At 55.4% G+C, this 13014-nt stretch carries 11 protein-coding genes and 1 pseudogene; 5 read left to right on the top strand and 7 right to left on the bottom strand.

What is annotated here, in order from left to right; genetic code table 11:
- Window positions 1–357 precede the first annotated feature (357 nt).
- Together SK1NUM_RS01775 and SK1NUM_RS01770 are read right to left on the bottom strand one after the other, a co-directional pair.
- Window positions 358–1128: an alpha/beta hydrolase-fold protein gene (locus SK1NUM_RS01775; protein ID WP_212324538.1), complete on the bottom strand. Its 771-nt coding sequence runs from the start codon at window positions 1126–1128 to the stop codon at window positions 358–360.
- Window positions 1129–1539: 411 nt separating this feature from the next.
- Window positions 1540–1881, bottom strand: coding sequence for a transposase family protein (locus SK1NUM_RS01770; protein ID WP_212324535.1), 342 nt, complete (start codon window positions 1879–1881; stop codon window positions 1540–1542).
- On the opposite strand from SK1NUM_RS01770, the gene SK1NUM_RS15390 reads away from it, so the two are divergent.
- Entirely contained in the window at window positions 1843–1965 is a 123-nt protein-coding gene (locus SK1NUM_RS15390; RefSeq protein WP_212324533.1) for a transposase, read from the top strand. The genes SK1NUM_RS01770 and SK1NUM_RS15390 overlap by 39 nt on opposite strands.
- Window positions 1966–2142: 177 nt before the next feature.
- A pseudogene (locus tag SK1NUM_RS01760) lies at window positions 2143–2907 on the top strand (IS3 family transposase); the annotation flags it as partial.
- Here SK1NUM_RS01760 and SK1NUM_RS15385 read toward each other — a convergent pair.
- Window positions 2871–3446, bottom strand: coding sequence for a transposase family protein (locus SK1NUM_RS15385; protein WP_396020924.1), 576 nt, complete (start codon window positions 3444–3446; stop codon window positions 2871–2873). The pseudogene SK1NUM_RS01760 and the gene SK1NUM_RS15385 sit on opposite strands and share 37 nt — an antisense overlap.
- Window positions 3447–4003: 557 nt before the next feature.
- On the opposite strand from SK1NUM_RS15385, the gene SK1NUM_RS01750 reads away from it, so the two are divergent.
- The 3 genes from SK1NUM_RS01750 to SK1NUM_RS01740 all read left to right on the top strand — a co-directional run bounded on the left by SK1NUM_RS01750 (window position 4004) and on the right by SK1NUM_RS01740 (window position 6985).
- The gene (locus tag SK1NUM_RS01750; protein WP_212324267.1) at window positions 4004–4765 is read left to right on the top strand and encodes a transposase family protein; all 762 of its coding nucleotides are present in this window, start codon (window positions 4004–4006) and stop codon (window positions 4763–4765) included.
- A 404-nt stretch (window positions 4766–5169) separates the two neighbouring features.
- Window positions 5170–5538 carry a hypothetical protein gene (locus tag SK1NUM_RS01745; RefSeq protein WP_212324522.1) on the top strand — a complete coding sequence of 123 codons (369 nt, stop codon included), beginning with the start codon at window positions 5170–5172 and terminating at the stop codon, window positions 5536–5538.
- 76 nt (window positions 5539–5614) lie between these two features.
- Window positions 5615–6985: a hypothetical protein gene (locus SK1NUM_RS01740; RefSeq protein WP_212324520.1), complete on the top strand. Its 1371-nt coding sequence runs from the start codon at window positions 5615–5617 to the stop codon at window positions 6983–6985.
- Window positions 6986–7122: 137 nt separating this feature from the next.
- Here SK1NUM_RS01740 and SK1NUM_RS01735 read toward each other — a convergent pair whose 3' ends face one another.
- From SK1NUM_RS01735 to SK1NUM_RS01720, 4 genes are all read right to left on the bottom strand, one after another.
- Complete coding sequence (locus SK1NUM_RS01735; RefSeq protein ID WP_212324518.1) at window positions 7123–8889, bottom strand: alpha/beta hydrolase; 1767 nt, start codon at window positions 8887–8889, stop codon at window positions 7123–7125.
- Between the two features lie 113 nt (window positions 8890–9002).
- Window positions 9003–9530: a hypothetical protein gene (locus tag SK1NUM_RS01730; protein ID WP_212324516.1), complete on the bottom strand. Its 528-nt coding sequence runs from the start codon at window positions 9528–9530 to the stop codon at window positions 9003–9005.
- A 95-nt stretch (window positions 9531–9625) separates the two neighbouring features.
- On the bottom strand, window positions 9626–10300 hold the full coding sequence (locus SK1NUM_RS01725; protein ID WP_212324514.1) for a hypothetical protein: 675 nt from the start codon (window positions 10298–10300) through the stop codon (window positions 9626–9628).
- Window positions 10297–13011, bottom strand: a complete 2715-nt coding sequence (locus tag SK1NUM_RS01720) for a hypothetical protein (protein WP_212324512.1) — start codon at window positions 13009–13011, stop codon at window positions 10297–10299. Before SK1NUM_RS01720 ends, SK1NUM_RS01725 begins: the two co-directional genes overlap by 4 nt.
- Between the last annotated feature and the right edge of the window lie 3 nt (window positions 13012–13014).

The raw sequence follows: 13014 nt of genomic DNA, 5'->3' as shown, positions 1-13014 counted from the left end.
CTGATAACGACATCCTGACGCCAGCCCCTCAGAAAAGAATCGGCGACGCCGTAGACGAAAGGTAGGCAATACCTTAAAAACTCACCCACTCAAATATCAACCCCAGAAATTAATTTTTAATTTGATTATTGAAATTGCGACAAATATACGACGTTTTTAAATTACGTTGAACTTGGAAAATAAGTCGCCTTTTATCACGCCAGGCCCCGGAAGGCCAGATGAGCCGGGCAGGCTCACCCTCCCCAGCAGGCATCACCTGAGGCCAGGGCGGTCAACGCCACCGACTCCAGGCTGATGCCCAAACGCTGTGCGGGGTAAGCACTGCCCAGCCCTTCAACCTGCATGCTGCTCACTTGGTCAGGAGTTCAGCGACTGCATGATCCCGGGCAGGTCCTCAGCGAAGCACTCTTTCCACAGATCCCAGCCGTTGGCGCGGTCGGGAAGGAGCTTGTAGTCGTGTTTTATATCTTGGCTGATCAGCTTGGCGGCAAGCATGTCGTTTGTCGCATGCACTGGGGATTCTTGAAGACGCTTGACGATTTGGCCACCATTTCCGTTTCCGTAGCCACCATAACCCCGAGGGCTCCGCAGTCTTTCTACTTTGCTGACAAGCCGATCTCTTTCCTCAGACACCGGCGCGAAGACGTCGAGCAGACTTCCGCTTCCACAGCGGAAAAATAGACGCCTTTCGCGATACACGGAAGAATTATAAATGGGGTCATACATTTCCGTGAGTTTCTCAGTTGGGTAAGATCCGAAGATGGCCCCCGGAACATTCACCTTATCTCGATTCTTGACGGAGTCAGCCAAAGGGGCTATGTAGATCAGGGAGCCGACAGCGAACGCATCGGGACTAACCTTACTATCATGGAAACCAGCAGGACCGGAGTAGGAGCTGATCGATCTGAAAAGGCCAAGGTAACGCCTACCAAGACTCAGCGCCCCCCACCCGCCGATGGAGGCACCTGCGATTGCCATCCGGGTTGAGTCAGTGCGGAAGTTCTCATGGACGTAGGGCATCACGTGTTTCATGATGAAGGTCTCCCAAGCAGCCTTGTAAGGCTTATAGTCGGCATGTATGTCCATGAAGAAGGAGCCCACCCCGCCATCAGGCATGACGACAATCACGTCCTGGCCTTTGGTCGCCTCGATGACGTTTCCCTTGTCGCTCTAGTCCAAGAAGTCTCCCATGCCCCCATGCAGCAGCAACAGGACGGGGGTACCGGCGGTCCGGGGAGGAATCGTAGCTCTCCAGCAGGGTGACCCGCACCGACGGATCGAAAATCTCGACATCTTCGGTCTTGAACCGGAAGTCGATCGATCGGAGCTCTGGGCGCTGCCACGGTGACCCGTCAATCGGCGTGAGACCATGGGAAGCGCCAAAGGCATGTGCTGTCTCCGCGGCGCCGAAAGCCAGCAGGGGCACTGCCGCAGCCCCCGCGAGGAGAGACCGCCTGGAGACCTTCAACGAAGTCGCTTTAGATTTCAATACGGACATGGATACCACCCCTCTCAGGGCGTTATTCATGTGGGTTTTTGTTATCGGGTTCGTAGTAGTTCGAGTTGGGTGACGATGCGGATGATGGCGGGGAGTTCTTCGAGGCGTCCATGGTAGCCTTTGGCGAGGATCTTCCAGTTCTTCAGGTGAGCGATGCAGTGCTCGATTCCGGCGCGGAGACTGGCGATTGTTTTGTTGAATCTTTTCTCCCAGCCACTTCGGGGTTGATTGGGGGATTTCTTGACCGGAGTTATCGCGGTGGTCGCGGTGTGGAGTGCCCGGCGTTTCGTGGACAGTGGTGAAAAACCTGAGTTTATTCGAACATGTGAGGTAAAATCTGTACTATGCCGGCTTCGAAATTTAGTAAAGAGTTTAAAGAACAAATCGTTGCGGAGGTTCTTGAGGGGTCTCGGCCGATAGCGGAAGTGGCGAAGTCCTACAATCTGGAGCCGGCGAACTGTGGGTAACTGGGTGAGGATATGGCGGAAGCAGCATCCCGATTCAGGTATGGTAGAAGCCTCGTCGGATCAGGTGGCGGAGAACAAGCGCTTGCAGGCCGAGGCTGGGTGAAGCGAAGATGGAGATCGAGTTTTTGAGATAAAGCGGCGGCCTTCTTCGCGCAGGAATCCCGGTAGCAGCGAAATATGTTTATATACCTCCGCGAGGAAGGCAGCTATCCTGTGTATCTGATGTGCCGCTGGGCCAGAGTGTCTCGTTCTGGCTATTACAGGTGGCGGAATCAGGGTTTATCCGAGACGCAGAAACGCCGGGAAGAACTCACTATTTTGATTACGCATTTCTTCCACGAGTCTGACCAAACGTACGGGTATCGGCGTATCCACGCAGCTCTGGTTGAACGGGGCGTCCACGCGAGCCTAGATCTGGTGCGCCAGCTCATGCACCGGGCTGGCTTGGTTGCCTGTCAGCCCCGGAAACGGGTCCGTACCACCATCCCGGCCCAGGATCTTCACCACCGCCCGGATCTGGTGAAAAGGAATTTTACCGCCAACAAACCAGGGCAGAAATGGGTAGGCGATATCACCTACATCCCCACCTGGGAAGGATTCACTTATCTAGCAACCGTCATGGATTGCTACTCGAAAAAGATCATCGGTTACGCGATCGCCGGGAATATGCGCACCCGGCTTGTTGCCGAGGCTTTACACATGGCAGTCAGAAATCAACCCCCTATCGTGGGCGAGACTGTCTTCCATTCGGATCGTGGTTCGCAATACACCTCAGCTGATTACGCGGAAATCATGAACACATATGGCATCCGCGCCTCGGTAGGTAGAACTGGGTCGTGTTACGACAATGCCGCAGCGGAATCATTTAATGCCACCTGCAAGAAGGAGGTAGTGAACCGGAAGATCTACCCAACACGGAAACATGCTATAAAGGATGTGACAGCCTGGATCGAGCAACTGCTACAATCAGAAACGACTTCACTCGGCGTTAGGGTACCGAACCCCCAACCACGTCCACCAAGAATGGAGCCAACACCAGAAAGCAGCCTAGAAATCCCATTTTTCAACAGTGTCCACAAAACCCATAGCACTCCAGTGTAAGCACTGTCAGCAACCCATGTGGCCTCTGTCTCAGAAAAAAGGTCACTCCACCCACACTCCTGGATCACCCTGGCATCATGACGAGCTCCTGGGAACGGCTCGGACACCGCCACGAGGTCGCCCCGGCAGGTGGCCGCGATCTGGATGTTCACACATTGGACTTTACGTTTCCCGGAGTAGTTCGCAGCGCCCTGCCCGCTTGCTGGGCGGTTCCCGGTCGGAACGTAGGTGCCGTCGACCAGCAGGAGCTGTCCCTGAGCGATCGCCTCCTCCACTCCGCCACTGGTGAACACCAGCACCGTCTCCAGGATCTCGGTGATCCTGCGCCAGATCCTGCAGATCGTGGACTGGGACACCCCGAACATGTCAGCGATCACCATCTGGGATATGTTCTGACGCAAGAGCATCAAAGAGATCACCACCTGCCGGTAGAGTTTAATCTTGTGGCGGCTAAAGTCGAGTCCCCGACCCTGGGCGACGTCATGGACACGGGTCACGATCTCATAGATCACATGAGCGGGAAGACCTGTAGTAGACTGATAACGCATCGGCTGCTTCTTCGAGAGATACGGATAGTTTGCAACACCTATTCTCCCATGGAGCAGTCGATGCCCTACAAAAAGGGTCACTTCAGAAACCCAAATAACCCACATGAATAACGCCCTCATATAGATGTCACCTTAGACTATATCCTTCCAAAGAGGAAATAGCTGCACCTCCACGCCAATTTCAGGGAATAACGACTTTTGATTATTGAAAATACACTCCCGATACTATTTTCATATTCAAAAACACATCATTTGCTACTGAGGCTTAGTCAGAATCGGTGGCTGCAATAGTTAATTGACGTGTTGTGCGTGTCGGTATGCGCGAGGAAGGCTCAACTTCCTGAATAATTGATAGTACCAACACAGTCAATCGAAAGTTGAGCCTTCCCATGTACTCTAGCACAGGTCTTAGCAGCGAACAGATCACCGACCTTGTCGCACGCATCCATGACCTCCGCGAGGCACCAGCCTCCCGAGCAGGACGGAAACCCACACTAGGACTGTACAAGTGTGTTGTTGTGGCCTTGATCTATCTGCGATCCAACCGCACACAAGCATCGATTGCCGACCAGTTCCACGTCTCCCAGAAAACGATCTCTCGAACCATCGCATCCTGGATGCCCATCCTGGGACAGGCCCTGCAGGACTGCACCCCCACGGTCGACGACCTCGATGTCAGCGAACCACTCATCGTCGATGGCACCCTACTGCCGACCTGGTCATGGCGCACCATGCCAGAACTGTACTCCGGCAAACACAAAACCACCGGCGTCAACGTCCAGGTTGCATGCGACCTGACAGGACGGCTCGCCTTCATCTCCGACCCGATGCCCGGCCGCACCCATGACGCACACGCACTCAAAGAAACCGGCCTACTCGACCACATCACCACCGGGCAACTCATCGGCGACAAAGGATACATCGGACTCGGCATGATCACCCCCATCCGAACCCAACCGAAACAACAACACACAGAAGAAGAAAAAAGGTTCAACAAGTCAGTAAACGCGATACGCTACATGATCGAACGAGTCATCGCCAACCTCAAAACCTGGAGAATTCTCCACACCGACTACCGCAGACCCTTCACAACATTCCCAGAAACAATCACCACAGTAGCCGCACTCGAATTCTACAGAAACACATTCTGACTAAGCCTCACTGCCTCAGATCACCGCAGTAGCACCCAGCCCGACCAAATCCCCGCGACCCTGCCCCACCTTATGCAGCAGAGGTGAAGAGCTGATGTGCACCACGACCAGGTGTGCGCTCAGCAGACCACTGCCCAGTCCTCCGCCCTCCAAGAAAGCAGGCTGCCCCCAACGCAGGCGCCGACGCGGGCAGGGCGAGACAGGAAGGCCCGGTGATTGATCCCGGCTAACGGCACACCAGACCCTGGGGCGATCAACCCATACAGCGTCGCAGGCCCCAACCCCGGCTAGCAGAGCGCGCCGTAAGCCCCGCCGTACAGGCCAGAGGGCCGAAGGACCTCGGCAGCGACACCACCAGCCTCTATCATGGTCCATGACCCGTTTCACCCCAGCAGGAGCACTCGATGTCCGATCTTGAATATGATCGCGCTCAAACCCAGGAGTCGCAGAGGGTTGTGAGCCAGGAAGCAACCGCCGAGACCAGCCAGGCCGCCGGAGGGCTCAATACGATGGCCACCTCCCAGAGCGAAACCAGATGGGGCGTGGAGGAAGGCGCCGTGGCATATAAGGCGCAATATGAGAAGAACCTGCAGGCCGTACACGGTGAGGTCACGGCACTGAACCAGCGTCTCGGGGCATTCGTCGAAGCCTTGAAAGCCAGTGCCGACTCATTGGAAGCCGATGAGGACGACATCGTGTCCGCCCAGCTCGCGCTGCAGAAAAAGTTGGACGCATCCACGCCAGCCGTACCCCCAGCGGATGAATCATCTTAATTCACAGACCAACCCTTCTAATAGCGATCTAGCATATCCCAACCCATCCAACGGATCTGAGAAAGAAAACTGACCAATGCCCGACAGTCCCTTCTACGCGAGGCTAGAAGCAGTAGCGCACCTGAATCACGAGGATTCCGGCGCAAGCGATCTCGAGAAGCTCCGATCGCACCTTGAAACGGCAAAAGAATTAGTAGCCAAGGTCAAGGAGAATCCCGGAATCACCGGCCAGATAAAGTCGGCTATAGGCGAAAAGCTCAGTAGTTATATCGCAGGTTTTGAGCTTCAAGAGCAGAACCTCACGACGCTACGCAGCAACCACGAAGAAGCCTGTCGGGCCATGGCCGAGGCCAAAAATAGCTTCGGCTCACTTTCGCCAGCTCTGCTATCCCCCGCAGAGTCAGCCCTGCAGTCCTTCAACGAAACGGTCAGCTGGGCTGGCATAACATTGCCGACGGAGGAATACCTGACTGGGGTTGCAAACAATAGAAACGCAGAACGTGAGCAGCAAGCCAATGCAGCTTTGACGAAGATGAATGCGGCTCTCCACAAAGCAGCTGCGCTCGATATCGCCAAAGGAGACAAAGACAGTGACAGCGGAGGCTCTGGTGGCGGTGCTGGAGGAAGCGGCGGTTCCAATTCCCCCTATTCCCACAATGGGTCGCCGTCCCCCTCGTCAGGCGCTGGCCACGCGGGCGCTCCTGGACTGGCCTCAGCTGTAGCCGCCGGGGCTATACCGATCGTCGCCAAGAAGGCCAAGAATATAGCGAGTAAGATCCGCTCTGGATCCGACGGCATACTGCGCAGGGCTCTCAATCCGCTGCACAGCCAGTCCTTCAAGGATGCGCAGTGGCCTCGGGACGCGCTCAAGTACCCCATCGGCGCTCGTATGACCCCTGATGGCCCGGTGGGGGGCTACCTTCCCCCTGACGTCACGAACCCCGACGATCCTCGCTGGCGTGCCGACTTCTCCCATCCAGCTCTTGGCGGAGCAGCAACCGGCGTGAAAGCCGGTGGAGTGATCGGGGGCATTCTTGGGGTAGGCACTCTGGCTGCCCGAGGAGCGGGCGGCTTGGCTACCCAGGCGATCGGAAGTACCGCTGGCCTACCAACCACAGGGGTCGCAGGCTCGTCCTCTGCTGGGGTGGCCAACTCCAGCATGGCCGGCTCCACCTTGCGGCCTGGAGGGGCTGGCATGTCTGACGGCTACGGTGCCGGCGGCTATGGATACGGCGCCGCTGGCTATGGTGCTGGCGGTTATGGATACGGTGCCGCGGGTGCCAGGAACTCAAAGAAGGGCGACAAGAAATCCCGTGACCTGGTGGGGTACCAGGTGGTCCGAATCGATGACGAGGCTGCGGCTGCCCCCGTCGATCCCTCACTGTTTGGTGCAGGTGATGTCTCTTCGCTGCGCCCCATGGAGACGGGTGATAACGACAGCTGGTAATCGCACCGGCCTCAAGGTGATATCGCCCGGGAGCCGGCCACTCTGGCAGTCCTGATACTGCCCCTGGTGGCAGGCCTTCCCGGGCGATTATCAATGTAGTGACGTTCCAGGCAGAAGTCCTCGGGACCAGCCTGGAATCACTCTGCAGCAGTCTTCTTAGCCCCGGCTGCCGCCGCCTGGTTGTCGGGACGATTAGTCTCGGGATTCTCGCCAGCAGTAATCTGGGAGACATCCTCGACGAATTCCGGATTGTCCCAATAGTCACTATGTCCGCGCTCATCGGAAGAGATATTCTTGACGCCAGGCAATTTAACCGGGTTATGACCGAAGGAAGAATCAGGACCCAGACCAGCCACAAAATCCCCTTTATTGGCGGAGGCGTAGACGTGTCCTTCTGGAACGTTGTATTCATGCACATCGTCGGCCCGGCCACCCGGCGAGCCGTAGAGCACCATGTCATCGACCACACCAGTCTTGGTGCTCAACGCAGCCGTACCAGCGGTGAGAGAACCATAGGAATGGTCGACGGTGGTCAGATGCGGGTCAGTTCCCTGCGACTGCCGATACGCCTGAATCCCCTCATGGAACCCATTGAGAGAACGAGCACCCTCATCGGCCCTACCCGTCGTTATAATGTCACCCACAGAACCATTTTGATCGCTAGTATCGCCAAGAATCGGAGCAGCAGGAGGCGCGTCATAGCCGAGCCACGCCACTGCGGCCGTGCTATCGGCACCGGCATGGGTACGCAGCTTTTCGGCGTTACCGAGCATGCTGTCCATATCGTTTCGGACCGTCGTACTGACTCCCGGCACCATCGTGGCGACATTGGCTGCCTTGTCGACATCGCCCGTCGCAATGGCAGCCCTGACGTCCTTCTCACCAGATGCATCCAATGTGAGGAGGTGATACTTCGGAGCACCGTTCTCCTTCTGCCCTATGAGATCATGGATCTTCTGGAGATCCCTCACCTTCTGGTCAGCATGCTTCAACTCATCCGCATAAGGATTGACCTCTTTTACAGAAAATGAACTATATGTAGTATACCCATTATGTTTCTCAAATTCTTCATCGATTTTTGCCTGCTGATCATCGTATTTCCTCTGAACCTCAGCTCGATGCTTTTGCGCTGATTCCAGCTCACCATCGATGAGTCTGCGGTTCGCCTGGTCGCGGGCTGCCATTGAGATGCCATCGAGGTTGCCGATAGCCTCTGGGTGCTTCTCAATGATCTTTTTACGCTCATCATCGGTGAGAGCATTCCACCAAGCAGCCACCTCGGTGGCCGACCAGCCTTTCTGCGGCAGGTCCGGCAGCCCCTGGGATTGACTGGAGGCAGTCTCCGAGGACCTGTAGGTGCCATCGCCTACGGCCTTCAACCGCTTGTCATAGGCGTCATCGACCTCACCGGCACGGTCGATAGCGGCCTTGATCAGCGCCTTGAGCTCTTCAGATTTACGGTACCTGTCAAAATCCTCACTGGCATTTGCACTCGCAACACGATTTGCTTCCGCCGGGTCTTTCCCAAATGCTGAAGAACCCGATGAAACTATGCTATAGGTAACGCTCCCTTCTGCATCTATTTTCAGGTAGGTATGTTCCGCTGCGAACGACGTGCATTCGGCAACCTTGGTCTTCACATCCCAGACCCCCTCCGCGGCAGCGGCGGTGGCCATCATGAGCTCTGAAATGTCGTTCACCAGCTGGTCGAGATTTGCATTCAGAGATCCCAGTGAAGTCTTCATAGCCTTCACCGCCGCCCCCGTGGAACGAATCCGCTTCTTGGCACCATCGGTATCGTCGGCCTCAGCCATCAGCCCCTGTCGCAGTTCGCGCAGCTTACGAGAAGCCGAGTTGAGATTCTCCGGATCCCACCGCTGAACATCGCCCCAGGTGATCGTCATATTTACTCCATTTATGCAGGCAGATGACTCAATACATCATTTTACCAGCCCGCCGGGTCACAACGACCGCTACCCCATCATTCCCACAACGCAGGCTCCCTCCAGAGCACGAATCAGCTCTCCCTAACTGTAGGAGTAGCGCTCCCAGGCGGCCCCCAGGCAACAGTATCAAGAGCAGCCCTAGCCTCAGACGGAACCACAGTCTCACCAGGCGCAGAATTCAAAACAAAATGCCACACCCCATCATGCCGGCCAACAAACCAATCCTCATAACGCTGACCAACACCATCCTTTTCCTGCAAATAACTATACCCAACGGCACGATCGCCCCCAATCATACGATCCGGCAAGACCTCAATATCACTAATATTATCGACCGTTTTCGCACTCGCTATATCACTATCTCGATAGCCATACATATCAATAACTAACGGCTTCTCCGAGTACCTTCCAAGAGCAACTCTAAGAGCTTCTGGCCACCAGTGCTGAATCCGCAAAGACGCGGCAGAAAACCTAGAATCACCATTCGCAGAAGCTATATAATCCATAGCCTCATACGACTTCACAGGAATAACCACCCACCCCTCAGGTGGCGTAATATGGAAACTATCAGCAGTCTCCGAAACAGCAGTAATAACCACCGAGGGCGAAGACTCCGCACTGGGGTCTTTCGAAGAACACCCCACCAACAGAGCAGCAGCCAGCAACGCTGCCGACAAAGCTCGCTGAAGAGATATCATGATTCCGTAGCGCTCGGAGAGGCGGAAGGCTCCGGCGGCCCCCAGGCAACAGTATCAAGAGCAGCCGTAGCCTCAGACGGAACCGCACTCTCACCAGGCGCAGAATTCAAAGTAAACCGCCACAACCCATCATGACGCCCGACCAGCCAGGTATCATATCTTTCAGGAACACCATCATCAGTGACAATTCTGCTATATCCAACAGCGTGCTCACCTGCAATCATACGATCCGGCAAGACCGCAACATCACTGATTCTTTCAACCATTCGCGCGCTTGCCATCCCCTCATCACGATAGCCATTAACATCAATTATCACAGGCTTTTCTTCTCCCCTACCAAGGGTAACTCTAAGAGCTTCTAGGGACCAGTGCTGAACCCTCAAGGAGGCCGCAGAAAAACCAGGATCACCATTCGCAGAAGCTATATAATCATTAGCCTCATACGACTTCACAGGAACAACCACCCACCCTTCAGGAGGCGTAATACGAAAACTATCAGCAGTCTTCGAAACAGCAGTAACAACCACCGAAGGTGATGGCGTAACTCCATTATCCCCTGGGCTACAAGAAACTAGGATGGCAAGAGCGAGGGAGACGGCAAAACACGATAGGCAGTGTCGCCAAGTCTTTAGAATTTGCTGACGGCAAGAGAGCAGCACAATAATACTCATTCCGTGAGAGTGCGGGCATCACCATGCAACGTGGTAGCGCGTTCGACGGCATCTCTGATTTCCATGAAATCACCAGAATTCTTCAGGCCGGACCCCATCTCCATCAAATACAACCGGAACTGCTTACGAGCAGCTGGGGACATTTCTGAATACGACATAAGCGAATTATCACTCTCACGCACAAACTTCTGCTCGTTGTTTTCTAACTTTGATGAGTAATCCTGGGGCGACTGCACGGCACCCGAGAAATCACCCTGTTCAGTTATCTCTTGATACAGGGCATTTGTCATGTATTCCTTAACTAGATCCTTCTTATCGACAAGACTTTTTTCATCGATATCACCAGTGGGGAAAAACGCCTCTAGCGTCGGCGCAGTACCGTTTGATTTCACCTGATCAATGAAATATTCAGCTGTTGCATCTTTGACGATCCCACCGAAGGGAATCGCCCCAATGCCTGCACTGAGGAGTTTCTGCCAGCTTTCATTGTGGGCTCTTATCGCAGCCTGGACTTGGCCATTGGCATCCGCGGGCGCAGTGAACAAGGCCTCCAACAGGGGCGCCCAGCGGTCCGCGACATTCTTTACACTAAGATTACCCCTGCCTGCGACGGCTTCATGTAGCGTCTGGCCATACTCTCGCTGCGCCTGCACCATGAGATTATCGAGGGCAGGGGCACGCCCGCCCTCATAGTAGTCGTCGCTGTGGTCATGCGGGGTGCCATTGTCATTGACAGCCGGATTGTCGAAAGCCAGATCGGTAAAGAAGCCATTCTTTCCCAGCAAACGATGCTGCATTTCTGAACCCAGAGTAATCCAGTGATTATCATTGACGCCGCCACCTACACCAGTCTCTGGCATGCTACCATCACCCATCGATGCGGTGATCCCCTCAAGATGTGGCGCCATGATGAGGCCAGCCCACGAGCGCAAACGAGGATTACGGTAGCCAAACACGTCTTGGCCGTCGATCTGGTCGTTTTGATAGTGCTGAATGTCGAGACCGTCCTGATACCCGAACATGAAGTTGGCTGCGATATTCGTGGCTCTCTTGTCTCGCGGCCGCCATTCATCATAGTTGTCCGGAGCATAGGGCTCTGGAACTGAGGCCTGTTGGATGACCTTGCCGAATTGCTCGCCCCCATCCTGGAAGCCATAGTACATACTCGGCGGAATAGCTGGCGACCGCCCTCCGGTGAGGTAGCGGGTCATATTAACCGACTCATCGCGCCCATCTATGATTCCGTCCTGATTCGTATCGACCATGCCAGCCGAGGTGTCGGAATTCAAGAAATTCTGGACGCTGTCGAGGCGACTCCTGTCGGCGGCCTTCAGCACGGGGTCCAGATCACCATTCGATTCAAGACTCTCGGGCCTGTCCATCAAGGTATACATGGCATGCGTAGGATCACACATCTTGTTATCGCTGGCGAAAATCGAGACGGCATCAGAATAGGCATCGATATTACGAACTCTCTTCTCTGCGTCCCAGGCAACCATGTCTTGGGCTATGGAACGGCCTCCGTCAGGAACGTCGAAGAACCCCGATCCAAGAGCAAGATTCGGATTTGCTCTCCCCGCCTCGCCTATGAGCTGAGACAATATATCATAGCCCTCAACTGGAACGTTATAGGGAACCGAGGATTTCGAGAGTTCCCACGGATTGTAGGTGGCACGCCCCGCCTTTTTGAGATCTTCGGCAAAGTTTCTGGTCTGTTCTGAGATGCTGTGTCCCTCGTCAGTCACCAGACCCTTCCTGACTGTCTCAAAGCAGGCCTGATCGTGGGCGTTGACTTGATCAGGATTCATTCCGCCAGTTGCAAGCACTATCGCCGCCCCAACCTGGCGGTTGACCTCATCGCCAAGCTGAGGGTTTCCTATAGACATGCCCGCGGAAGACGCTCTCAGTCCGAACCCCACCATCTGCTGTGGGGAGATCTTTTCGACCAGCGCATTCGCCATGAAAGGATTGGACAACAAGCTGCCGTATTTCTCGTGAAAAGCCTTCAGCTTCTCCGGTGTGAGGTCGGGATCCTTCATGGCATTTGCCATCTCAGGAGCCATGTGCTGCGCTTGTTCCCACTCCGCCTGGCCATCGACCAAGGGGATGTCGTCAAACAGTGACGCTCCGATCTTGTCGCGTGAATCCTGTTTCGCCGGATCGACGATCGAGTCGAGAACGCCCTGGATCTTGCTCGCCGCATCATTGGCGTTGGTGTCCAGCCCATCCATAGCCACCAGGTATTCGGAGATGATCCCATCCCACGTCTCCTTAAGAGTGCTGACCAAGCTCGACTCACGCTGATCAATCACATCCTGCGGATAGACCTCCCCGCTCTGGCGTGCCGCTTCGATCTCATCGTTGAGGGCGGCAATACCCCGGTTGTAGACATCCACGGCATCATCGTGGCGGCGCCAAAACTCGGGAACCGTGGTCGTGATCATCGTTTTCAGAGCAGCTTCCCAGGTGTGAAGCGCCGTGACCGCCGGCGCGAAGCTCCCGCCCAGGGTTCTGGCGTGCCCACCAAGTTTCTTGATTGCTCCCGTATAAGCATCCGCGGCCGCACCGATCCAGCCAGGCACCCCATCAGTGTGGTCTGCGGCCACTTGAGTGTTCATGACCGCCTTGCCTACCGCCGCCCAACCGGACGCCACCTCTTCGATATCGCCGGTGACATCCTCAGGCAACGGCATCTTCTCCTGAGCACCCATGGA

This window comes from Arachnia rubra (genome assembly GCF_019973735.1).
Lineage (GTDB): Bacteria > Actinomycetota > Actinomycetes > Propionibacteriales > Propionibacteriaceae > Arachnia > Arachnia rubra.
This window is presented reverse-complemented; position numbering and strand designations above follow the sequence as displayed.

Bases quoted from the DNA above. Each gene is read 5' to 3' on its own strand.
- SK1NUM_RS15385 (WP_396020924.1), bottom strand. From the start codon at position 3,446: ATGGTGATCGCTGACATGTTCGGGGTGTCCCAGTCCACGATCTGCAGG.
- SK1NUM_RS01745 (WP_212324522.1), top strand. From the start codon at position 5,170: ATGTCCGATCTTGAATATGATCGCGCTCAAACCCAGGAGTCGCAGAGG.
- SK1NUM_RS01735 (WP_212324518.1), bottom strand. From the start codon at position 8,889: ATGACGATCACCTGGGGCGATGTTCAGCGGTGGGATCCGGAGAATCTC.
- SK1NUM_RS15390 (WP_212324533.1), top strand. From the start codon at position 1,843: ATGCCGGCTTCGAAATTTAGTAAAGAGTTTAAAGAACAAATCGTTGCG.
- SK1NUM_RS01740 (WP_212324520.1), top strand. From the start codon at position 5,615: ATGCCCGACAGTCCCTTCTACGCGAGGCTAGAAGCAGTAGCGCACCTG.
- SK1NUM_RS01725 (WP_212324514.1), bottom strand. From the start codon at position 10,300: ATGAGTATTATTGTGCTGCTCTCTTGCCGTCAGCAAATTCTAAAGACT.
- SK1NUM_RS01720 (WP_212324512.1), bottom strand. From the start codon at position 13,011: ATGGGTGCTCAGGAGAAGATGCCGTTGCCTGAGGATGTCACCGGCGAT.
- SK1NUM_RS01750 (WP_212324267.1), top strand. From the start codon at position 4,004: ATGTACTCTAGCACAGGTCTTAGCAGCGAACAGATCACCGACCTTGTC.